The sequence below is a fragment of the Mesorhizobium sp. WSM4904 genome (genome assembly GCF_029674545.1).
Taxonomy (GTDB): Bacteria; Pseudomonadota; Alphaproteobacteria; order Rhizobiales; family Rhizobiaceae; genus Mesorhizobium.
Genome location: NZ_CP121354.1, coordinates 6,544,044 through 6,565,117, shown reverse-complemented (window position 1 = coordinate 6,565,117; position 21,074 = coordinate 6,544,044). Strand labels below are relative to the sequence as shown.

The window sequence follows — 21,074 nt, the reverse complement described above, 5'->3', positions numbered from 1 at the left end:
GTCACTCCGCCGCTGGCGCCAGCGCCCTGACACGCGCCATCATCGAGCGCAGCACGGCCGGCTTCAGCGGCTTGTTGACCACTGCAATGTCGAGCTTGCCTGCGGCGGTGCGCACCTCGCTGGAACGGTCGGCGGTGACCAATACGCAAGGCAGGTCCTGGCCGTAAGCGGCGCGCAGCCTGTGGATGGCGTCGAGTCCGGTGCTGCCGTCGAGATGGTAGTCGGCAAGCACGATATCGGGCCTTCGCGCGCCCGGCCGTACGAGGTCTCCCGATCCCGAAGCCGTATCGACGCTGCAGCCCCAGCCTTCGAGCAGCAGCCGCATGCCATCGAGGATGCGCGCGTCATTGTCGATGCACAGCACGTTGAGCCCGGCAAGCGAGGATGCCGCGCGCGCGGGCGTCTTGGATATCTCGCGCGGCGGCGTCACGACCGCTGCCACCGGCAGGATGACGGAGAAGCGCGTGCCCTTGCCCGGATTGGAGAAGATACGGATTTCGAGCCTCAGCACCCTGGCGATGCGGTCGACGATGGAAAGGCCGAGGCCGAGGCCTTCGGCCTCGCGCGCGCCTTCGTCCAGCCGGGTGAATTCGTGGAAGACGGTGTTGAGCTTGTCGCCGGCGATGCCGATGCCGGTGTCGATCACTTGGATCTCGGCCAGTTCCCCACGCCGTCTGACACCGACGAGGATGCGGCCGTCTCGCGTGTATTTGATGGCGTTGGAGACCAGGTTCTGGATCAGCCGGCGAAGCAGGTTGCGGTCGGTCATGACACCGAGGGAAGACGGCATGATTTTCAGGCCGAGCTTCTTTTCGGCGGCGAGCGGGCGAAAATCATTGCCGATCTGGCCAAGCAGCCCGCCGAGGCTGAAGGCAGTGTCTTCGGGCTTCAAGGCCCCCGCATCGAGCCGCGAGATGTCGAGCACCGCGCCGAGAATGGTCTCGACCGACTCCAGCGAGGATTCGATGTTGATGGCGGCCTTGCCGGCCGGACCCTTGCCGGCCTTCTCGATCAGTGAAGAGCAATAGAGCCTGGCGGCGTTGAGCGGCTGCAGGATGTCGTGGCCGGCGGCGGCGAGGAAGCGCGTCTTGCTGAGGTTGGCTTCCTCGGCCAGCATCTGCGCCTGCGCCAGCTCCTCGTTGACGCGGGTGAGCTCGGCGGTGCGGCTCCGGACCCGCTGCTCGAGCGACTCGTTTGCCCGCTTCAGCGCCAGGTCCTGTTCGACGCGGCCGGAAATGTCGGCATAGGTGGCGACGATGCCGCCGTCCGGCATCGGGTTGGAGCGCAGCTCCAGGATACGGCCGCTGGTCCTGAGCTCCATCTGCCAGGGGCTGACGAAGCTGGTCAGCCGGTTGAGCATCGTCACCCGCAGGTCGGCGGGGATGTCGCCGCGCTCGGCGAGGTGGCGCAGGATCTGGTCGAGCGACACGCCGACCTGGCCCATCTCGTCCGGCAGGTCGAACAACGCCCGGTATTGCCGGTTCCAGCAGATTAGCCGGAAATCGCGGTCGAAGACGGTGATGCCTTGCTCCATCTGGTCGAGCGCGATCTGCAGCAGGTCGCGATTGTGCTGCAGCGCCTCGGTGGCGTCGTCGAGCAGCCGGAAGGCATCCTTGGAATCGCGGTCGTTGCGGCGAAAGAGCAGCGACAGGATCAGCCGCGCCGAGGACGAACCGACCGCGCTCGCCAGCAATTGCTCCGAGAAGCGAATGACATCCATGCTGGCCTGTTCCTTGCCGTGCAGGGAGACGTTGGCGTTCTTCTCGAAGGACTGGAAGGAACGCTCGGTGCGCTCGACGCCGAGATAGCGGGAAATCGTGTCTTTGAGGTCGTTGACGGTGACGGCGGTGCGGAAGCGGCGCAGGCTTGGCATCGGGCCCGCCTCGCGCGGCACGAAGATCGCCGCCTGGATGCGCTCCAGCGGCACGGATGCTCGAGATAGCGATCCGAGCACGAAGAACAGCGTGTTGATCGACAGGCTCCACAGAACGCCGTGGTTCAGCGGCTCGCCAACGGTGCCGAACAGCGCCTGGGGCCTCAGCGCCTCGAAGCCGAACAGACCATGGACGACGATCTCGGAGCCGGGACCGACGAGCGAAGGGAGCAGCAGCGTGTAGCTCCACGCCAGAATGCCGGCGACCATGCCGAGCGCGGCGCCCCGGCCGTTGGCGCGGCGCCAGATCAGCCCGCCGATCAGCGCCGGCGCGAATTGGGCGATCGCGGCAAACGACATCAGCCCGATCGAAGACAGCCGCGCGCTGTTGGTGCTCTCGCGGTAGTAGAGGAAGGCGATGAACAGCATGATGAAGATCGACGCCCGCCTGACGTTCAGGATCAGTGTCGACCAGTCCTCGTTCTGCGAAGATGCGGTCTTGAGCAGCCGGCGCACGAACAGCGGGATGACGAGGTCGTTGGAGATCATGATCGACAGCGCCACGCTCTCGACGATGACCATGGCGGTCGCCGCCGACAGACCGCCGATGAAGGCGGCCATGGCGAGCACGTCATGGCCGCTGAACAGCGGCAATGACAGCACATAGAGGTCGCTGCTGGTCCTGGTGCCGACCAGCGACAGGCCGGCAAAGGCGATCGGCAACACGAACAGGTTGATCGCCACGAGATAGAGCGGGAACACCCAGGTCGCGGTGCGCAGCTCGGCCTCGCTGCGATTCTCGACGATGGTGACGTAGAACTGGCGCGGCAGCATCAGGATGGCGAAGCCGCTCAAGGTCGTCAGCACCAGCCAGGTGGCCAGGGAGGTGTTGTAGCCCATGGCCTGGCGCACCGCGGCATTCGTGGCGAGCGTCGCCAGCATGTCGCCGGGGCCGCCGAAGATCAGGAAAGTCACCATCAGGCCGATGGCGAGGAAAGCGGCGAGCTTGACCACGGTTTCGACCGCCACCGCCAGCACCAGCCCGTCCTGGTGCTCGGTGGCATCGGCGTGGCGCGTGCCGAACAGCACCGCAAACAGCGCGAGCAGCATCGCGACCACCAGCGAGATGTCGCTGACGAATGGATCGAAGGAAGGCGGCGATCCCGTATAGTGCTCGATCATCAGGCTGACCGAGCCCGAGATCGCCTTCAGCTGCAGCGCGATATAGGGCACCGCTCCGATCGTGGCGATCAGCGTCGCGATCGCCGCGACGGCAAAACTCTTGCCGTAGCGGGCGCCGAGGAAGTCGGCGATCGAGGTGATCTTCTCGCTTTTAGCCAGCCGGACGATGCGGTTCAGCAGCGGGAAGCCGAATACGAAGACCAGCACCGGGCCGGTATAGATGCCGAGGAATTCGAGGCCGCGCTCGGAGGAGAGGCCGACCGAGCCGAAGAAGGTCCAGGAGGTGCAGTAGATGGCGAGGCTGAGCGCATAGATGAAGGGTCGCGCACGGCCGAGCCCGGCTGCCACCGAGCGCCTGTCGCCGACGCTGGCGATCGCAAAGAGCAACGTCACATAGGCGATAGCGATGATGACGACGAACCAGCCTTGCATGGTTCGAACTTCCTCCCTGACGGGCTCCTCGCCCGTTCTAGACGCAACCACAGCTTGGAGCCCAAGTCCATCGCGGCTTTCGACGCATATGTGGTTGGTGACGTCTGCAGAAACACGAACCGGATAAATACAAACCGGTGGCTTCGCCCTTTTTCCGGTTTTGCAACTGGGAGTTTTTGTTATTGTGATTTGGGTCGGCGCCGGAGAGCCGGGGCGGCAGCACGGCCGGTCATGGCAAGGAGGGTCGAATGCTGAAAGAATTCCAGGAATTCATCTCCAGGGGAAATGTGATGGACCTGGCCGTCGGCGTCATCATCGGCGCGGCCTTCTCCAAGATCGTCGATTCGCTGGTCAACGACATCATCATGCCGATCGTCGGCGCGATCTTCGGCGGGTTGGACTTCAACAACTATTTCTTTGGACTGTCCTCGAACGTCCACTCGACCGCGCTGGCCGACGCCAAGAAAGAGGGTGCGGTCTTTGCCTATGGCAGTTTCATCACCGTGGTGCTGAACTTCCTGATACTTGCCTTCATCATCTTCCTGATGGTCAAGATGGTGAACAATCTGCGCAAGCGCCTTGAAGGCCAAAAACCCGCGGCTGCCGCGGCCCCGCCGGCGGATGTCCAGCTTCTGACCGAAATCCGCGACCTGCTCGCCAAGAAGTAGTCTCGAAGACAGAACACGCTGGACCAAAACCCCGGCCGCTCGCGGCCGGGGTTTTCTGTTTGCGGCTGTCGTAAAAGACGTTAGCAGTCGTGGAAAACCGGACGGATTCTTGCATGACCCTGATCCAGACCTTGCGCACCGAGGCCCGCGCCGCGCCCGAAAGCGGCATTGTCGCCGTCGTCAACCACGGCCGTTTGCGTGAAGGCCTGATCCCGCTGTGGGCCGGCGAGGGCGACCTGCCGACGCCTTCCTTCATCAGCGATGCCGCCGCCCGCGGGCTGGCCAATGGCGAGACCTTCTACACCTGGCAGAAGGGCATTCCCGAGCTCAGGCAGGCGCTCGCCCGCTATTACGCCAGGCATTTCGGCAAGCGCTTCGCCGAGGAAGAGTTCATTGTCACCGCTTCCGGCATGCATGCCATTCAACTCGCCATCGACGCGATTGCGGGCAGCGGCGACGAGGTCGTCTACCTGTCGCCGGCCTGGCCGAATTTCGCCGCCGCCGCCGGCGTTGCCGGCGCCGTCCCGGTTGCGGTCACGCTCGACCAGTCCGGCAATGGCTGGTCCTGCGACGTCGACCGGATCGCGTCCGCCGTCACGCCGCGGACGAAGGCTCTGTTCATCAACACGCCATCGAACCCGACCGGCTGGACCGCAGACAAGGAAACGCTGAAGGCGATCCTCGATCTCGCCCGTCAAAAGGGCCTTTGGATCATCGCCGACGAGATCTATTCGCTGTTTCACTATGGGCACGGCCGCGCGCCGTCCTTCCTCGACGTCGCCACGAGCGAAGACCGTATCCTGTTCGTCAACAGCTTCTCCAAGAACTGGGCGATGACCGGCTGGCGCGTCGGCTGGATCAAGACCCATCCGGCGCTGCAACAGGTGTTCGAGAACCTGATCCAGTATTCGACCTCGGGCGTCGCGCAGTTCATGCAACGCGGCGCGGTGGCGGCCCTCGACGAGGGCGACGCATTTATCGTCGAGCAGGTCGAGCGTGCACGCGCCGCGCGCGACCTCGTCTGCGATATATTGGGTGCCACCGGCAAGGCGCGCTTCACCGTGCCGGAAGGTGCGTTCTACCTGTTCTTCACCGTCGACGGCATCACCGATTCCCGTACCGCCGCCTTCGACATCGTCGACAACGCCAATGTCGGTCTGGCGCCCGGAACTGCCTTCGGCCCGGGCGGCGAGGCCTTCCTCAGGCTATGCTTCCACCGCCGCCTCGATCAGCTCGAGGAAGCGGCGCATCGCCTGGCGAAATGGATGAAGACGATGTGAGGTCGCAATCGGGCGGGAAGTGTTTGTTTGCGGACCCATTTTCTGCACCGCTTCGTTCCTAGGCAGACGTAACGGCATGGATTCTAGGGTCTGCGCGCGTCGCTTCGCTCCTTGCTACGCCCTAGAATGACGACCGAAGGACGGCCTCGGACAATCTCCAACGTTTGCGATTATCGGCTGACGAAATGGACGTCGTCATCCTAGGGCGGAGCAAGGAGCGAAGCGACGTCGCGGAGACCCTAGGATCCATGCCGTGACTTAGGAGCGTCGCAACGTTGGAGAACGAGGAACAGCGAAAAGCGGAGGGCGGCCAGCGCCCCGACAGCTGCAAGTCAGCCGCCTGACTTCGGCACCAGGAGCGGAATGATGCGGTCGCTCTCGGCGACGGCGGGGCGGCCGGCGGCGCCGTAGGGGATGCCGAGCGCGTCCCAGGTCTCGACCAGCGCGTCCTGCAATTCGGCGATCAGCGCGTCCGAATGGAAGGGTGTGGGCGTGATGCGCAGCCGCTCGGTGCCGCGCGGCACCGTCGGGTAGTTGATCGGCTGGATGTAGATGCCGTGGACGCCGAGCAGGCGGTCGCTCGCCATCTTGCACAGCTCGGGATCGCCGACCAGCACCGGCACGATGTGGGTGGCCGATTCCATCACCGGCAGCCCGGCCGCGGCAAGCACCTGCTTGGTTCTGGCCGCCTGGCGCTGCTGCGCGTCGCGCTCGGCCTGCGAGCGCTTCAGATGCCTGATCGAGGTGGTGGCCGCCGCCGCGATCGCCGGCGGCAGCGCGGTGGTGAAGATGAAGCCCGGCGCATAGGAGCGCACCGCGTCGATCACCGCGCTCGCGCCGGTGATGTAGCCGCCGAGCGTGCCGAAGGCCTTGGCCAAGGTGCCCTCGATGATGTCGATGCGGTCGGCAAGCCCCTCGCGCTCGGTGATGCCGCCGCCGCGCGGCCCGTACATGCCCACCGCATGCACCTCGTCGATATAGGTCATGGCGTTGTAGCGCTCGGCGAGCTCGACGATCTGCCGGATCGGAGCGATGTCGCCGTCCATCGAATAGACGCTTTCGAACACGATCAGCTTGGCGCGCTCGCGCCCTGCCGCCTGCAGCAGGCTTTCCAGATGCGCGACGTCGTTGTGGCGGAAGATCTTCTTTTCGGCGCCGGAGCGTCGCACGCCCTCGATCATCGAGGCGTGGTTCAATTCGTCGGAGATGATCAGGCAGTTGGGCAAGAGCCTGGCAATGGTCGAGATTGAGGCCTCGTTGGAGACGAAGCCGGAGGTGAAGACCAGCGCCGCCTCCTTGTCGTGCAGGTCGGCCAGCTCATGCTCGAGCTCGACCAGCGGGTTGGAGGTGCCGGAAATGTTGCGGGTGCCGCCGGCGCCCGAGCCCATCTTGCCCGCCGCGGTCTGGAAGGCGGCGATCACATCCGGGTTCTGGCCCATGCCGAGATAGTCGTTGGAGCACCAGACGGTGATTTCCTGGGCGCGGCCGTTGGAACGCCAGATGGCGCGCGGAAACTTGCCCACCATGCGCTCGAGGTCGGCGAAGACGCGGTAGCGCCGCTCCGCATGGAGCTGCTCGATCGCATCTTCGAAGAACCGCTGGTAATTCATGTCGGCTTCCCAATTTTGCGGCGGATCATAGTCACTGCCCCATGCCGCGTCCACCGGACCCCAACCGGTCAAAATGCCACGCCCCGGGCCTGTTCCTAACGATGTCGGATAGTGGCCTATTCCCGACTGTTTGATGCAGTTTTGTTTCAGTACGATGCCTCGGACGGGAGGAACTGTTACGGACTTAACATTCAGGGAGGCTAATGCATATCGCCCAAAAGTGCACAGCGGCTTTGGGGAACGACATGCATCGAAACAAAACGTAAAGCGCGTCGACTGTATCCATTTCGACGCGCTTTAATGGGCTTGCGGCGGGGTTTCCAGCACGGTGGCTGTTGAGACAGTTTCCGATAAATCTTGATCAGCGAGGTATAAGATGACGGTTTTGGTGACGGGCGGTGCCGGCTATATCGGCAGCCACATGGTCTGGGAGCTTCTCGACGCCGGCGAAAGCGTCGTCGTGCTCGACCGGCTTTCCACCGGCTTCGAATGGGCGGTGGCGCCCGAGGCGAAGCTCGTCGTCGGCGACGTCGCCGATCGCGAACTGGTCGGGCAGATCATCCGCGAAAACAAGGTCGACGCCATCATCCACTTCGCCGGCTCGATCGTGGTGCCGGAATCGGTCGCCGATCCGCTCGGCTATTACGAGAACAACACCTGCAAGACCCGCACCCTGATCGAAACCGCAGTGCATGAGGGCGTGCCGCATTTCATCTTTTCCTCCACCGCCGCCGTCTATGGCGGCGCCGGGCTGGAGCCGGTGCGCGAGGATGCGCGGCTGGCGCCGGAATCGCCCTACGGCCTCTCCAAGCTGATGAGCGAATGGATGCTGCGCGACGCGGGGCTCGCGCATGACATCCGCTACACGGCGCTGCGCTATTTCAATGTCGCCGGCGCCGATCCCAAGGGCCGCACTGGACAGTCGACGCCCGGCGCCACGCATCTGATCAAGGTTGCCTGCGAAACCGCGCTCGGCAAGCGGCCCTTCATGCAGGTCTTCGGCAAGGACTACCCGACGCCGGACGGCACCTGCATCCGCGACTACATCCATGTCAGCGATCTGGCGGCGGCGCACCGGCTGGCGCTGCAGCGGCTGCGCGAGGGCGGAGAGAGCCTCGTCGCCAATTGCGGCTACAGCCATGGCTATTCGGTGCTGGAGGTGATCGACAGCGTGCGCCGCGCCTTCGGCCATGATTTCGATGTCCGCATGGGTGATCGACGCCCGGGTGACGCCGCCGCGGTGGTCGCCAATTCCGACCTTGCCCGCAAGGAATTCGGCTGGACGCCGCAGCGCGACGATCTCGACCAGATCGTCAGGGATGCGCTGGCCTGGGAGCGTATTTTGACCGGCAAGAACTCGGCGCGGAGCTAGAGCAATTCCAGGAAAAATGCGTAGCGGTTTCCGGAATTGCGTCAAAACAAAGAGATAGAGCGGTTCGCCGTTTCCGTGAAACGGTGAAATGCTCTAGCCACGGCAAGCTGTTGGGCCAAGGGCTCGCAGAGCGCCTTCATACGCGGTATTGAGGCTCGTTCAGGGCGGTGGGCCGATATGCACCGCTGGCATGATCCTCGAGGGGCGGTATGAAGGTCCTGGTGCTCGGAGCCGGCGTCGTGGGCACGGCGGCTGCCTATTATCTGGCTGAAGACGGTCATGAGGTGACGGTCATCGAGCGCCATGAAGCGGCGGCGCGCGGCACCAGCCAGTCGAACGCCGGCCTTGTCTCGCCGGGCGACGCCACCGCCTGGGCCTCGCCGGCGGCGCTGAAGACCTTTCTGCGCGGGCTGTGGAACCACGATCTCGGCATCAAGGTCAGGCTGCGCCTCGATCCTTATTTCTATGCCTGGAGCCTGCGCTTCCTGCGCGAATGCACGGTTGAGCGGCTGCGCGCCAATACCAACGTCAAGCTCCGGCTCGCGCTCTATTCGCGCCAGTGCATCAATGCCCTCTCGGACGCGACCGGCATCCGTTACGACGAGCGCAAGAAAGGCATCCTCTACTTCTTTCGTTCGCAGAAAAGCCTGGACACCGGCACCGACAACTACCGATACCTCGGCGAGCATGGCCTGCCGATCGAGATTGTCGGCCGCGACCGGCTGGTCGAGCTGGAGCCTGGCCTCGCCGGCGTGAAGGACAAGATCGCCGGCGGGGTCTATTCCCCGATCGACCAGACCGGCGATTCCAAGCAGTTCGTTGACAAGCTCGCCGCCTATGCGGCCGAGAAACTCGGCGTCAAATTCATGTTCGGCACGACGGTCGAAGGTCTCGATATCGAGGGCGACCGGGTGCGCGCTGTCATGACCTCCGCCGGTCCGGTCACGGGCGACGCCATAGTCATCTCCATGGGGCCGGAAAGCGGCCTCATCGGCCGCCGCTACGGTATCGACCTGCCGGTCTATCCGGTGAAAGGCTATACCGCGACCATTCCGCTGGACGATGCGAGCAAAGGGCCGACCATGGGCGGCGCGGACGAGGACCGGCTGATCGGCTATTCGAGGCTGGGCAATCGCTTGCGGATGTCCTCGACGGCGGAATTCACCGGCTTCGACCGTTCGTTCAAGCCGCGCGATTTCAGAACCATCCTGGACACCGGCAAGGACCTGTTCCCGGGCGCCTTCGACGAGAAGAAGGCTTTGTTGTGGGCCGGCTTAAGGCCGATGATGCCGAATTCGGTTCCTATCTTCGGCCAGGCGAAATACCGCAACCTCTATCTCGATACCGGCCACGGCCATCTCGGCTGGACCATGGCCTGCGGCTCGGGAAAATTCCTGTCCGACCTTGTCGCCGGCCGCAAGCCGGAGATCGACCCGAGCGGACTGCTTTACGGGACGGCGGGCTGAAATGCGTCTAGTCGCTTATGCCGGCGCTGCCCCTCATCCGCCTGCCGGCACCTTCTCCCCGTAGAACGGGGAGAAGGTGGCTGACCGCAACCCTCGGCGCATTTCTTGCAACGCCGGCGATTGTCGAAATCGACGGCGACAGCGTCCCTCTCCCCGTTCTACGGGGAGAGGATGCCGGCAGGCAGGTGAGGGGCAGCGCCGCCCTCTCAGGCAGTCGCGAGCATCACGGCTCCTATCAAGTCCCGATGGCCTGCCGCCACGTCCGCGCGTAGTCGCCCCAGGCGCCCTCGGCCGGCGGTTCGGTGCGTTCGCCGTTGCTCATCACGATAGCGTCATCCGACGCCAGCAGCGCCGCGCCGATGCTGGTCCCGGTCGATGTTTCCGACGCAGTGACCGGCCTGCCTGTCGCCGCCGCCAGCATGCGGATGAAAAGCCGGTTCTGCGCGAACGGTCCTTCGACCGTCGTCGGCCCGTCGCCGCCGATCAGCTCGAGGCAGGTCGCGGTCATCAGCGCCAGATAGAACGAGATGGCGGCGAAGCGCTGGCCGGAGCTCGAATTCTCTCCATTGCGCCACTGCGCGATCCGATGCGGGAACGGTCCGGAACCCTGCTGGGTGGAAGGCAGCAGCAAGACCTGTCGCGTCAGCACGGCGCCGACGTCGTCCTCTGTCCAGTCGACCGGCTGGCCATCGGTGAGCAGCGAGAATTCGCGCCCGCCCATGAACCGCGCCGACGGCACGGGGTCGCCGAGCGCGTTGACGTTGACCAGCGTGTCGCGCACCGGGTCGAGCTCGACCTTGCGGCCGCTGACCGCCATCGACACCACCCAGGTTCCGGTCGAGACGACGGAGAAGGGCGGCCGATCGGATAACAGATGCGGCAGCAGCGATGCGTTGGAATCATGCACGCCGCAGAACACCGGCGTTTGCGGGTCGAGCCCGGTCCGTTGCGCCATCAGCGGCAGGATCGGCCCCAATCGATCCTTCGCCGGCCGCACCGGCGCCATCAGCCGGCGCCAGTCCATTCTGTCGACCATCGACGAGTAGTCGGCTCGCCACGGGTTCCACAGGTCGGTATGGCAGCCGAGCGAGGTCACTTCATTGGCCGAGACGCCGGTCAGTCGCAGCGCCCAATATTGCGGGTACATCAGGATAGCGGTGACCTTGGCGAATTCGGCCGGAAAGCGCTTCTGCTGAAAGAATAGCTGGGCGCCGATGTTCAGTCCGGCCGGCAGGCGCGGCGTACCCGTCTCGGCGAAGAGCGGGCGGATCGCGTCATAGTCCTGCGCCAGTTCGTCGATGTCGGCAAATTCATAGTCGATCACCGGCAGCGCAAGCCCGCCTTCGGCATCGACCAGCACCGCCGTCGCGCCATGGGTGGTGATCGAGACGGCATCGATGCGCTGCTCGCGGCTGATGTCCGCCAGGCTGTCCAGGATGAAAGTCCAGAGGCGCTCGACGTCGTAATGCGGGTATAGGCCGTCCGCGATGACGGCATTGGCCGTGCGGCGCAGCGCCGTCTCGGTCATGCTTTCAAGGTCGACCAGCGCCACCTTGGCGTTGGTCTTGCCGATATCGATGACGGCAATGGTACGAGGCGCGCTCATGCCATATGGAACAACGTTTCCAGCGGCACCGCCACCGGCTCGTTGTCGGCCTTTGTCTCCATGACGTCGGCCATATGCTCCCACCAGCGCTGCATCACCGGATGCTTGGGCAGCTCGGCCATGCCGTGGTCATCCCGCCGCCACAGCACTCCGAACAGGATGTTGGTCTCCTCGTCGAGATGGATCGAATAGTCGGAAATGCCGGCGTCTTTCAGCAGCGCCACCAGCGACGGCCAGATCTCGTCATGGCGGCGCTTGTACTCTGCCTTCATGCCGGGATTGAGCTTCATCTTGAAGGCATATTTTTCCATCAGGCGAAGCGTCCTTCGCGCAGCCGGCGCCAGACGATCGGCAGCGCGATGACGATAATCAGCAGCAGGCCGATGAAGATCGACATGACGATGCCAGGCACGTTGAGCAGGCCGAGGCCGAAGGTCACCAGCCCCATGATGAAGGCGGCGAGCACGACGCCGAGGATGCTGCCGGCGCCGCCGAGGATCGACACGCCGCCCAGCACCACCATGGTGATCGCTTCCAGCTCATAGCCCTGCGCGATCGACGGCCGCGTCGAGCCCAGCCGCGAGGTGATCAGCACCGCGGCGATGCCCGACATCAGCCCGGTCAAGCAGAACAGGATGAACTTGATGCGGCCGACGCGCACGCCTGAGAACTGGCAGGCGACCGGATTGTTGCCGACGGCGAAGACCTTCCGCCCAAAACTCGTGCGATGCAGCACGAACCAATAGATCAGCGCCGCCAAGAGGAACAGCGCCAGCTCGAACGAGAAGACCCACCAGACATAGCCCTGGCCGAAGAAGGCGAAGCTTGCAGGATAGCCCTTGTAGGCCTGGTCGCCGAGGATGATGAAGGCGATGCCGCGAAACAGGCTCATCGTGCCGATGGTGACGACGATCGAGGGCAGGCCGAGCCGGGTGACGAGCAGCCCGTTGAAGGCGCCGCAGCCGAGCCCGACGGCGATGCCGATCACGACCAGTACCGGCGTGCCGGCGCCGGCCTGCACGGCCATGCCCATCATCGTCGAGGCGAGCGCCACGATCGCCGCGACCGACAGGTCGATCTCGCCCGAGATGATCAGCAGCGCCATGGCGAGCGCGATCAGGCCCTTTTCGGTGAAGTTGAAGGTGAGGTCCGACAGCGACCACGGATCGAGGAAATAGGGCGAGGCAAAGCTGTTCACCGCGAAGATGAGAACCGCGATGACGACAAGCAGCGCCTCCCAGGAAAAGATCGCGGAAGAGAGCGGCTTGTCGAGCCGGTCGGGAATATGGCGCGGGGCAGGGGTGTCGGTCATGCCGCTTCCGCCTTTCTGAGGATTATGCGGCCCTGCCGGCGCTCGCCGCGCGCGTTGAGCACCACGGCCAGGATGATGGCGCTGCCCGAGATCGCCATCTGCCAGAAGGGCGAGATGTTGATGACCGGCAGCGCGTTGGAGATGATGCCGAGGAACAGTGCGCCGAGCACCGCGCCGCCGACCGAGCCGATGCCGCCGGCGATCGAGATGCCGCCGATGACGCAGGCGGCGATGATGTTGAGCTCATAGCCGTTGGCGACCTCGACCGAGGCGATCACGTAGCGCGAGATCCAGAGATAGCCGGCGAGCCCGCCGATCATGCCGGAAATGCAGAACACGATGAATTTGGTGCGGCCGACATCGATGCCGGCATAGACCGACGCGGTCGGGTTGACGCCGACGGCATGGATCGAGCGGCCGAGCGCCGTACGCGTCATCACCAGGAAGAACAGCGCGATGACCAGAAGCGCGATCCAGGACAGCGCCGGCAGGCCGAGGAAGGCGGCGCGCTGGAAATTGATGAAGTCGGGGCTCATCTGGTCCGCATTCACCCAGGCGCCCCCGGAAACGACGAAGGTGGCGCCCCGATAGATGGTGAGCGTGCCGAGCGTCACCACGATCGAGGGAATGTTCAGCCGCCACACCAGGAAGCCGTTGATGGCGCCGAGCGCCAGCCCGACCAGAAGTGCAATGACGATCAGTGCCGGGATCGGGATCGCCGGATGGGCGGCGTTCAGCATCGCCACCACCATGCCGGTGAAGCAGAGGTTGGACGCCATCGACAGATCGATCGAGCGCGTCAGGATCACCACCATCTGGCCGAGCGCCAGGATCATCAGGATTGAGGTGTCGTTGAACACCTGGCGCAGATTGGCCGGATCGGCGAAGCTCGGGAAGCGGGTCGAGATCAGTCCGATCAGCAGGACGATGCCGGCGAGCAGCCAGATCTCGCGATATTTGAGGAAATTCTTCATGCCCCGATCCCCGCCGCCGTCCGAACCAGCGTTTCGGCGTCGAGCCCCTTATTGTCGTAGGTCGCCGCGATGCGGCCCTCGCGCATCACCACCACCCGGTCCGACATGCCGAGAATTTCCGGCAGTTCGGACGACACCATGATCACCGATAGTCCCTGCGCGACGAGCTCGGCCATGAAGCCGTGCACGGCGGCCTTCGAGCCGATGTCGATGCCCTTGGTCGGCTCGTCGAGGATGATGACCTTCGGCGTCGTCGCCAGCCACTTGGCGATGACGACTTTCTGCTGGTTGCCGCCGGAAAGCGTGCCGACATCCTGGCTGAGCGAGGAGGCGCGAAGGTCCAGCCGCTCGGTGTAGGAGCGGGCGAGCGAAAACTCTTCCGCGAGCCTGAGCACGCCGGATTTCGAGGTGCGCGCAAGCGAAGGCAGCGAAACGTTTTGGAAGATCGGCAGGCCGATCACCACGCCCTGCTTGCCGCGTTCTTCGGGCACATAGACGATGCCGGCCTCGATCGAATCCGCCGCCGATTTCGGCGCGATCGTCTGGCCGTCGAGCGAAATGGTGCCTTTGCTGGTGCGGGTAATGCCGGCAATCGCCTGCATCACCTCGCTGCGCCCGGCGCCGACCAGGCCGTAGAAGCCGAGAATCTCGCCTTTGCGCAATTCGAAGCCGATGTCGTCGAACTCGGTCGGGTGCGACAGACCGGAGACGGCAAGCACCGGCCCGCTGATCTTCGGTTCGCGCTGCGGGAAAATATGGTCGACGTTGCGGCCGACCATCATGCGCACGATCGCGTTCTGGCCGGTGTCCTTGAGCAGGCCTTCGCCGACCATCTCGCCGTCGCGGAAGACGGTGTAGCGGTCGGCGATGCGGTAGATCTCGTCGAACTTGTGACTGATGAAGAGCACGGCCTTGCCTTCGCTCTTCAGGAATTCGATCAAGAGAAAAAGCTCCTCGATTTCCTTCATCGAGAGCGCCGCGGTCGGCTCGTCCATGATGACGATGCGCGCGTCGATCGACATCGCGCGAGCAACGGCTACGAGGTGCTTGTTGGCGATGCCGAGGTCCTTCAGGCGCGCGTCGGCGTCGATATGGCCGGCGCGCATTGTCTCCAGCACCTCGCGCGCATCTTTGCGCATGGTGCGCCAGTCGATGGTGCCGAAGCGGGTGCGCGGCGCGTGGCCGAGAAAGATGTTCTCGGCGACCGACAGGTCGTCGAACAGCACCGTCTCCTGATGGATGGCGGTGATGCCGTGACCGAAGGCGGCATGTGCGCTGGGCAGCGTCGTGGCTTGGCCGTCTATGCTGATTTCGCCTGAATCGGGCTGGTAGATGCCGGTCATGATCTTGACCAGCGTCGACTTGCCGGCGCCGTTCTCGCCGATCAGCGCGGTCACTTGGCCCGGATAGAGCGACAGGCTGACATTGTGCAGCGCCCGCACGCCCGGGAAGCTCTTTGAGATGCCGGAGAGCGTCAGGCGGGGAGAGGCGGTTTGGGACGGACCTGAAGCCTGAGGCTGCTGCGTCTCCACTTTGCGCTGGGCGGTCGTGTCCATATCCGTATCAGGCCCTGAGAAAAGGTCCGTTTGACGTTGCGGCGGGACAATTGTCCCGCCGCATGGCCCTGAAGTCGACCAGGATCAATAGATCTTGGAGAACTTCTCGATGTTGGTCTTGTCGAACTGGAAGGGCGGAGCCATCGCAGCCGAGTTGGTGTCGTCGAGCGTCACCTTGCCGACGCGGCCGATCGACAGCGTGGCGCCGGGCTTGGCCTCTTCCTTCTTCACCGCCAGGTCATGCGCGAGATAGATCGCCGAGTAGCCGAGATCGATCGGGTTCCACAGCGCGACCGCCTGGGATGCGCCGTTGTCGATGAACTTCTTGAACTCCGACGGCAGGGCGAGACCGGTGACATTGACCTTGCCGATCAGGTTCTCGTCGGTGACGACCTGCGCGGCGGCAACGACACCGACGGTGGTCGGCGCGATGATCGCCTTGAGGTTCGGATAGGACTTGAGCAGGCCCTTGGCCTCGTCGGTGCTCTTGGCCGAGTCGTCATCGCCGTAGACGGTGGCGACCAGCTTGATCTTCGGGAACTTCTCCGGCAGCACCTTCTTGGCCGCTTCGATCCAGGAGTTCTGGTTGGTCGCGGTCGAGGAGGCCGACAGGATGGCGACGTCGCCGCCTTCCGGCAGGTAGTCGGCGGCGAGCTTGATGATGGTCTCGCCGATCAGGTTGGTGTCGGACGGGTTGAGGTGAAGCTGGCGGCCTTCCTTGGCGACGCCGGAGTCCCACGAGATCACGGTGATGCCGCGGTCCATCGCCTTCTTCAGCACCGGCACCAGCGCGTCGGCGTCATTGGCCGAAACCGCGATCGCGTTGACCTTCTGCGCGATCAGCGAGTTGATCACCTCGATCTGCGCTTCCGCCGTCGCCTTGGTCGGGCCGGTGTAGATGACGGTAACGTCGCCCAGTTCCTTGGCCGCTTCCTCGGCGCCCTTGTTGGCGGCGTCGAAAAAGCCGTTGCCGAGCGACTTCACCACCAGCGCGATCTTGACGTTCTCGGCATAGGCGGCATTCACGAACATGGCGGCGGAAAAGGCCGCCGTTACCAGCAGTTTCTTCAAAAAGCTCATCGAATATCCTCCCTTGAGCGTTGCATTCCATCGCCGCTGCGGGCGCAAGTTTCCCTCAGGCCTGCAGTGAAGATTCTTCCTTGTCGCTTGACTGTTTGCTGGCGACGATCAGCGCCACGCCTGCTGTCTCCAGCATCTTGGCTTCGCGGTCCTCGATGCCGTCGTCGGTGATTACGGTCGCGATGCGCGACAGCCCGCACAGGATCAGGCTGGAGCGCTTGCGGAACTTCGAGGAGTCGACCAGCACCACCAGCTCGTCGGCCTGGTCGATCAGCTTCTGCTCGGCTTGGATCAGCAGCGGGTCGCCTTCCATCAGCCCGAGCGGTCCTAAGCCTTGAGCGCCCATGAACATGCGGCGCGCGTAGAAATTGCGCGTCACGTCGTTGTCGAAGGGCGACAGGATGATGTTCTGCTCGCGGTAGATCGTACCGCCCGACAGCATCACCGTGTTCTTCGAGTGCTTAAGCAGGTGCTCGGCGATCGGGAAGGAGTTGGTGAAGATCGGCATGCGGCGCCCGGTCAGGAAATGCACCATCTGGAAGGTGGTGGTGCCGCCATTGATGATGATCGGCTCGCCGTCCTTGCACAGGTTCACCGCTTCCCGCGCGATCGCCCGCTTCTGCGCGGCGTTCAGCGTCTCGTTGACCGAGAAGGGTCGGCCGGCCAGGCCGATGAACTGCGGCGGCGAGATCGCCTCGGCGCCGCCGCGCACCCGGCGCAGCCGCTTTTGCACATGCAGGGCCGCGATGTCGCGGCGGATCGTCGCCTCGGAGGAGTCCGTCAGCTCGACCATTTCCTGCACCGTCACCACGGGCTTTTCCTGGACGGCGGACAGAATGATCCTGTGGCGTTCTTTTTCGTGCATGGTTCCTCCCTGCATGTGCATCTAGGCACTCAAAACGCGCAGTGTCAATCATTTCCGATCATGTATTTTCATTGTGCAGTGCAATATGATCGATATTGATCGTTTATGATTGACAAGCAGCCCGCTTGCGTAGACATTCCCGACGAAAAGAGGAGCGCGCCGTTCGTGCTCCAAAGGGAGGTTACCTATGCTCGACAAGCGCTCCGGCTCGCGCCTCGCCAATCTGTGGGACGATGCAAAAGCCGAAGGGATGAGCGGTCCCGAGCTTCTGGTCTATCGCTCGAACACGCTGGGCTCGGACAAGCGCGTCACCAATTACGGCGGCGGCAACACCTCGTCCAAGGTCTGGCAGAAGGATCCGCTCACTGGCGAGGACGTCGAGGTTCTGTGGGTCAAGGGCTCGGGCGGCGACAGCGCCTCGATCAAGCTGGACGGTTTCGCCACGCTCTACATGGACAAGCTGCGCGCCATTAAGGGGCTCTACCGCGGCGTCGAGCACGAGGACGAGATGGTGGGCTATCTGCCCCACTGCACCTTCAACCTCAATCCGCGCGCGGCCTCGATCGACACGCCGCTGCACGCCTTCGTGCCAAAGCCTCATGTCGACCACATGCATCCCGACGCCATCATCGCCATTGCCGCGGCGAAGGATTCCAAGGCGATCACGCAAGAAATCTTCGGCGATGTCATCGGCTGGCTGCCGTGGAAGCGGCCGGGCTTCGAGCTCGGCCTCTGGCTGGAGAAATTTTGCCTTGAAAACCCGGATGCCAAAGGCGTGGTTCTGGAAAGCCACGGACTGTTCACCTGGGGTGACACTCCGAAGGAGTGCTACGAGACGACGATCTCGGTGATCAACCAGGCGATCGAGTGGTTCGAGCGTCGGTCGGAAGGGGTGGCCGTCTTCGGCGGCGAGGCGGTGAAGTCGCTCGACGCACCGGCGCGCAGGGCCATCGCCGCGAAGCTGATGCCGCGGATCCGCGGCCTGATCTCGGAAAAGAGCCACAAGCTCGGTCATTTCGACGACCAGCCGGCGGTGCTCGAATTCGTCAATTCGAAGGACCTGCGGCCGCTGGCGGCCCTCGGCACCTCCTGCCCGGACCATTTCCTGCGCACCAAGATCCGCCCGCTGGTGATCGAGTTCGATCCGGCAAAGCCGGATGTCGATGCCGTCATAGCGCGCCTTGCCGACGACATTGCCGAATATCGCATCGGCTACCAGGCTTACTATGACAGCTGCAAGCATGCGGACTCGCCCGCCATTCGCGATCCCAATGCCGTCGTCTACCTCATGCCCGGCGTCGGCATGTTCACCTTCGCCGGCGACAAGGCGACGGCCCGCATCTCGGGCGAGTTCTACGTCAACGCCATCAACGTCATGCGCGGCGCTTCGACAGTCTCGTCCTATGTCGGCCTGCCGGCGCAGGAAGCCTTCGACATCGAATACTGGCAGCTGGAGGAAGCCAAGTTGCAGCGCCTGCCGAAGTCGAAGGCGCTGGCGGGACAGATCGCGCTGGTCACCGGCGGCGCCGGCGGCATCGGCCGCGCCACCGCCAACCGGCTGCTGCGCGAAGGCGCCTGCGTGGTGCTGGCCGATATCGATGAGGCCGCGCTCGCCGGCGCCCACGAAGAGCTGTCGAAGGCCTACGGAAAAGACTTCGTCCGTCCGGTGCGGATCGACGTGACCTCCGAGGAACAGGTTGCATCCGGCTTCGCCGAGACCGCGGTCGAATTCGGCGGCGTCGACATCCTGGTCTCCAATGCGGGTCTCGCCTCGTCGGCGCCGATCGAGGAGACGACGCTGGCGCTGTGGAACAGGAATATGGACATCCTGTCGACCGGCTATTTCCTGGTTTCCCGCGAGGCTTTCCGGCTGTTCCGCGCCCAGAAGATCGGCGGCAATGTCGTCTTCGTCGCATCCAAGAACGGCTTGGCCGCGTCGCCCAACGCCGCCGCTTATTGCACCGCCAAGGCGGCCGAGATTCATCTCGCGCGCTGCCTGGCGCTGGAAGGGGCGGAAGCGCAGATCAGGGTCAACGTCGTCAATCCGGACGCCGTGCTGCGCGGCTCAAAGATCTGGAGCGGCGAGTGGAAGGAGCAGCGTGCCGCCGCCTACAAGATGTCGACCGACGACCTCGAGGAGCATTACCGCTCGCGCTCGATGCTGAAGCGCTCGGTGTTCCCGGAAGACATTGCCGAAGCGATCTATTTCTTCGCCTCCGACATGTCGGCCAAATCGACCGGCAACATCATCAATGTCGACGCCGGCAACGCGCAGAGCTTTACGCGCTAACTTGTCAAAGCTGGCGCCGCCCCTCACCCTTACCCTCTCCCCGTAAGGACGGGGAGAGGGGGCGCCGGCGTTGGAGCGCGTCCCTTCTCCCCGTCACTATACGGGGAGAAGGTGCCGGCAGGCGGATGAGGGGCGGCGCGGACGAATATTGGGAGGATAAAATGCCCGAACAGATCATTTCCGCCGACCTTGTCGCCAAGCACAACGCCGCCCGCAAATCCGACCTCGAGCGCGACTACGCCTCGCTCGGCGAGCGCCTGGACCGTCGCGGCATCGCCATCGACGCCATCCGCGACAAGGTCGAGAAATTCGGCGTCGCGATCCCGTCCTGGGGCGTCGGCACCGGCGGCACGCGCTTTGCCCGCTTTCCCGGCGCCGGCGAGCCGCGCGATATCTTCGACAAGATCGAGGACTGCGCCGTCATCCGCCAGCTTACGCAGGCGACGCCGACGGTCTCGCTGCACATTCCGTGGGACAAGGCCGATCCGAACCGGCTGAAGCAGGCCGCCTCCCGCTTCGGCCTCGGCTTCGACGCCATGAACTCCAACACCTTCTCCGACGCCAAGGACCAGAAGCTCTCCTACAAGTTCGGCTCGCTCTCCCATGCCGATGCCGGCACGCGCCGCCAGGCGGTGGAACACAATTTTGAATGCATCGAGATCGGCAGGACGCTTGGCTCGAAGGCGCTGACGGTGTGGATCGGCGACGGCTCGAACTTCCCCGGTCAGGTCAATTTCGCGAAAGCCTTCGAGCGTTATCTCGACGCCATGCGCGAGATCTATGCCGGTCTGCCGGACGACTGGCGGCTGTTCACCGAGCACAAGATGTACGAGCCGGCCTTCTATTCGACGGTCGTGCAGGACTGGGGCACCAACTACATCATCGCCAAGGAGCTCGGCGACAAGGCCTTCTGCTTGGTCGACCTCGGCCACCACGCGCCCAACGTCAACATCGAGATGATCGTGTCGCGGCTGATCCAGTTCGGCAAACTGGGCGGCTTCCACTTCAACGATTCCAAATATGGCGATGACGATCTCGATGCCGGCTCGATCGATCCCTACCGGCTGTTCCTGGTCTTCAACGAGCTGGTCGATGCCGAGCTGTCCGGCGCCAAAGGGTTCAACCCCGCGCATATGCTCGACCAGAGCCACAACGTCACCGACCCGATCGAAAGCCTGATGCTGTCTGCGGTCGAGGTGCAGCGTGCCTATGCGCAGGCGCTGCTGGTCGACCGCAACGCGCTCGAAGGCTTCCAGGAGGCGAACGACGCGCTGATGGCGACACAGACTCTGAAAGCCGCCTACCGCACCGATGTCGAGCCGATCCTTGCCATGGCGCGGCTCAGAACCGGCGGCGCCGTCGATCCGGTCGCGGCCTATCGCGAGGCCGGCTACCGGGCCAAGGTGGCGGCGGAGCGACCGGCGGTTGCCAGTGGTGGCGGCGGGATTGTGTGAAACCGAATCGAGGATCGCTTCACTAGACCTCGATAACTGTCGGCGTCGGCGCTG

At 64.1% G+C, this 21,074-nt stretch carries 15 protein-coding genes; 6 read left to right on the top strand and 9 right to left on the bottom strand.

All coding sequences use genetic code 11. The features are described 5' to 3' along the window. Position 1 precedes the first annotated feature (1 nt). Complete coding sequence (locus QAZ47_RS31670) at positions 2-3,487, bottom strand: PAS domain-containing hybrid sensor histidine kinase/response regulator (protein ID WP_278232012.1); 3,486 nt, start codon at positions 3,485-3,487, stop codon at positions 2-4. A 248-nt stretch (positions 3,488-3,735) separates the two neighbouring features. On the opposite strand from QAZ47_RS31670, the gene mscL reads away from it, so the two are divergent. Both mscL and QAZ47_RS31660 read left to right on the top strand, forming a co-directional pair. Then, positions 3,736-4,155, top strand: coding sequence for a large conductance mechanosensitive channel protein MscL (mscL, locus tag QAZ47_RS31665; protein WP_278232011.1), 420 nt, complete (start codon positions 3,736-3,738; stop codon positions 4,153-4,155). A 113-nt stretch (positions 4,156-4,268) separates the two neighbouring features. After that, the gene (locus tag QAZ47_RS31660; RefSeq protein WP_278232010.1) at positions 4,269-5,435 is read left to right on the top strand and encodes a pyridoxal phosphate-dependent aminotransferase; all 1,167 of its coding nucleotides are present in this window, start codon (positions 4,269-4,271) and stop codon (positions 5,433-5,435) included. A gap of 332 nt (positions 5,436-5,767) precedes the next feature. Here the strand turns inward: QAZ47_RS31660 and hemA are convergent, their stop codons facing one another. Next, complete coding sequence (hemA, locus tag QAZ47_RS31655; protein ID WP_278232009.1) at positions 5,768-7,045, bottom strand: 5-aminolevulinate synthase; 1,278 nt, start codon at positions 7,043-7,045, stop codon at positions 5,768-5,770. A 376-nt stretch (positions 7,046-7,421) separates the two neighbouring features. On the opposite strand from hemA, the gene galE reads away from it, so the two are divergent. Both galE and QAZ47_RS31645 read left to right on the top strand, forming a co-directional pair. Next, the gene (galE, locus tag QAZ47_RS31650; protein WP_278204842.1) at positions 7,422-8,417 is read left to right on the top strand and encodes a UDP-glucose 4-epimerase GalE; all 996 of its coding nucleotides are present in this window, start codon (positions 7,422-7,424) and stop codon (positions 8,415-8,417) included. A 209-nt stretch (positions 8,418-8,626) separates the two neighbouring features. Beyond that, complete coding sequence (locus tag QAZ47_RS31645) at positions 8,627-9,883, top strand: D-amino acid dehydrogenase (RefSeq protein ID WP_278232008.1); 1,257 nt, start codon at positions 8,627-8,629, stop codon at positions 9,881-9,883. A gap of 235 nt (positions 9,884-10,118) precedes the next feature. Here QAZ47_RS31645 and QAZ47_RS31640 read toward each other — a convergent pair whose 3' ends face one another. The 7 genes from QAZ47_RS31640 to QAZ47_RS31610 all read right to left on the bottom strand — a co-directional run bounded on the left by QAZ47_RS31640 (position 10,119) and on the right by QAZ47_RS31610 (position 17,276). Further along, a complete protein-coding gene (locus QAZ47_RS31640) occupies positions 10,119-11,489 on the bottom strand; it encodes an FGGY-family carbohydrate kinase (RefSeq protein WP_278232007.1) in 1,371 nt (456 codons plus the stop codon). Beyond that, positions 11,486-11,800: an L-rhamnose mutarotase gene (gene rhaM, locus QAZ47_RS31635; RefSeq protein ID WP_278232006.1), complete on the bottom strand. Its 315-nt coding sequence runs from the start codon at positions 11,798-11,800 to the stop codon at positions 11,486-11,488. Before rhaM ends, QAZ47_RS31640 begins: the two co-directional genes overlap by 4 nt. After that, complete coding sequence (locus QAZ47_RS31630) at positions 11,800-12,801, bottom strand: ABC transporter permease (RefSeq protein WP_278232005.1); 1,002 nt, start codon at positions 12,799-12,801, stop codon at positions 11,800-11,802. The genes rhaM and QAZ47_RS31630 overlap by 1 nt, the downstream gene beginning before the upstream one ends. Further along, positions 12,798-13,775: an ABC transporter permease gene (locus QAZ47_RS31625; RefSeq protein WP_278232004.1), complete on the bottom strand. Its 978-nt coding sequence runs from the start codon at positions 13,773-13,775 to the stop codon at positions 12,798-12,800. The genes QAZ47_RS31630 and QAZ47_RS31625 overlap by 4 nt, the downstream gene beginning before the upstream one ends. Next, on the bottom strand, positions 13,772-15,331 hold the full coding sequence (locus tag QAZ47_RS31620; RefSeq protein WP_278232003.1) for a sugar ABC transporter ATP-binding protein: 1,560 nt from the start codon (positions 15,329-15,331) through the stop codon (positions 13,772-13,774). The genes QAZ47_RS31625 and QAZ47_RS31620 overlap by 4 nt, the downstream gene beginning before the upstream one ends. Positions 15,332-15,415: 84 nt before the next feature. Then, complete coding sequence (gene rhaS / locus QAZ47_RS31615) at positions 15,416-16,411, bottom strand: rhamnose ABC transporter substrate-binding protein (RefSeq protein ID WP_278232002.1); 996 nt, start codon at positions 16,409-16,411, stop codon at positions 15,416-15,418. Between the two features lie 55 nt (positions 16,412-16,466). Further along, complete coding sequence (locus QAZ47_RS31610) at positions 16,467-17,276, bottom strand: DeoR/GlpR family DNA-binding transcription regulator (protein WP_278075575.1); 810 nt, start codon at positions 17,274-17,276, stop codon at positions 16,467-16,469. 187 nt (positions 17,277-17,463) lie between these two features. Between QAZ47_RS31610 and QAZ47_RS31605 the strand changes: the two genes are divergently transcribed. Then, on the top strand, positions 17,464-19,566 hold the full coding sequence (locus QAZ47_RS31605) for a bifunctional rhamnulose-1-phosphate aldolase/short-chain dehydrogenase (RefSeq protein WP_278232001.1): 2,103 nt from the start codon (positions 17,464-17,466) through the stop codon (positions 19,564-19,566). A 161-nt stretch (positions 19,567-19,727) separates the two neighbouring features. Next, entirely contained in the window at positions 19,728-21,020 is a 1,293-nt protein-coding gene (gene rhaI, locus QAZ47_RS31600) for an L-rhamnose catabolism isomerase (protein WP_278232000.1), read from the top strand. The last annotated feature ends 54 nt before the right edge of the window (positions 21,021-21,074 follow it).

Excerpts from the sequence above, each read along its gene's own strand:
- QAZ47_RS31610 (WP_278075575.1), bottom strand. The coding sequence starts at position 17,276 with ATGCACGAAAAAGAACGCCACAGGATCATTCTGTCCGCCGTCCAGGAA.
- rhaM (WP_278232006.1), bottom strand. The coding sequence starts at position 11,800 with ATGGAAAAATATGCCTTCAAGATGAAGCTCAATCCCGGCATGAAGGCA.
- galE (WP_278204842.1), top strand. The coding sequence starts at position 7,422 with ATGACGGTTTTGGTGACGGGCGGTGCCGGCTATATCGGCAGCCACATG.
- QAZ47_RS31670 (WP_278232012.1), bottom strand. The coding sequence starts at position 3,487 with ATGCAAGGCTGGTTCGTCGTCATCATCGCTATCGCCTATGTGACGTTG.
- mscL (WP_278232011.1), top strand. The coding sequence starts at position 3,736 with ATGCTGAAAGAATTCCAGGAATTCATCTCCAGGGGAAATGTGATGGAC.
- QAZ47_RS31605 (WP_278232001.1), top strand. The coding sequence starts at position 17,464 with ATGCTCGACAAGCGCTCCGGCTCGCGCCTCGCCAATCTGTGGGACGAT.
- QAZ47_RS31660 (WP_278232010.1), top strand. The coding sequence starts at position 4,269 with ATGACCCTGATCCAGACCTTGCGCACCGAGGCCCGCGCCGCGCCCGAA.
- QAZ47_RS31645 (WP_278232008.1), top strand. The coding sequence starts at position 8,627 with ATGAAGGTCCTGGTGCTCGGAGCCGGCGTCGTGGGCACGGCGGCTGCC.
- hemA (WP_278232009.1), bottom strand. The coding sequence starts at position 7,045 with ATGAATTACCAGCGGTTCTTCGAAGATGCGATCGAGCAGCTCCATGCG.
- rhaI (WP_278232000.1), top strand. The coding sequence starts at position 19,728 with ATGCCCGAACAGATCATTTCCGCCGACCTTGTCGCCAAGCACAACGCC.
- rhaS (WP_278232002.1), bottom strand. The coding sequence starts at position 16,411 with ATGAGCTTTTTGAAGAAACTGCTGGTAACGGCGGCCTTTTCCGCCGCC.
- QAZ47_RS31630 (WP_278232005.1), bottom strand. The coding sequence starts at position 12,801 with ATGACCGACACCCCTGCCCCGCGCCATATTCCCGACCGGCTCGACAAG.
- QAZ47_RS31620 (WP_278232003.1), bottom strand. The coding sequence starts at position 15,331 with ATGGACACGACCGCCCAGCGCAAAGTGGAGACGCAGCAGCCTCAGGCT.
- QAZ47_RS31625 (WP_278232004.1), bottom strand. The coding sequence starts at position 13,775 with ATGAAGAATTTCCTCAAATATCGCGAGATCTGGCTGCTCGCCGGCATC.
- QAZ47_RS31640 (WP_278232007.1), bottom strand. The coding sequence starts at position 11,489 with ATGAGCGCGCCTCGTACCATTGCCGTCATCGATATCGGCAAGACCAAC.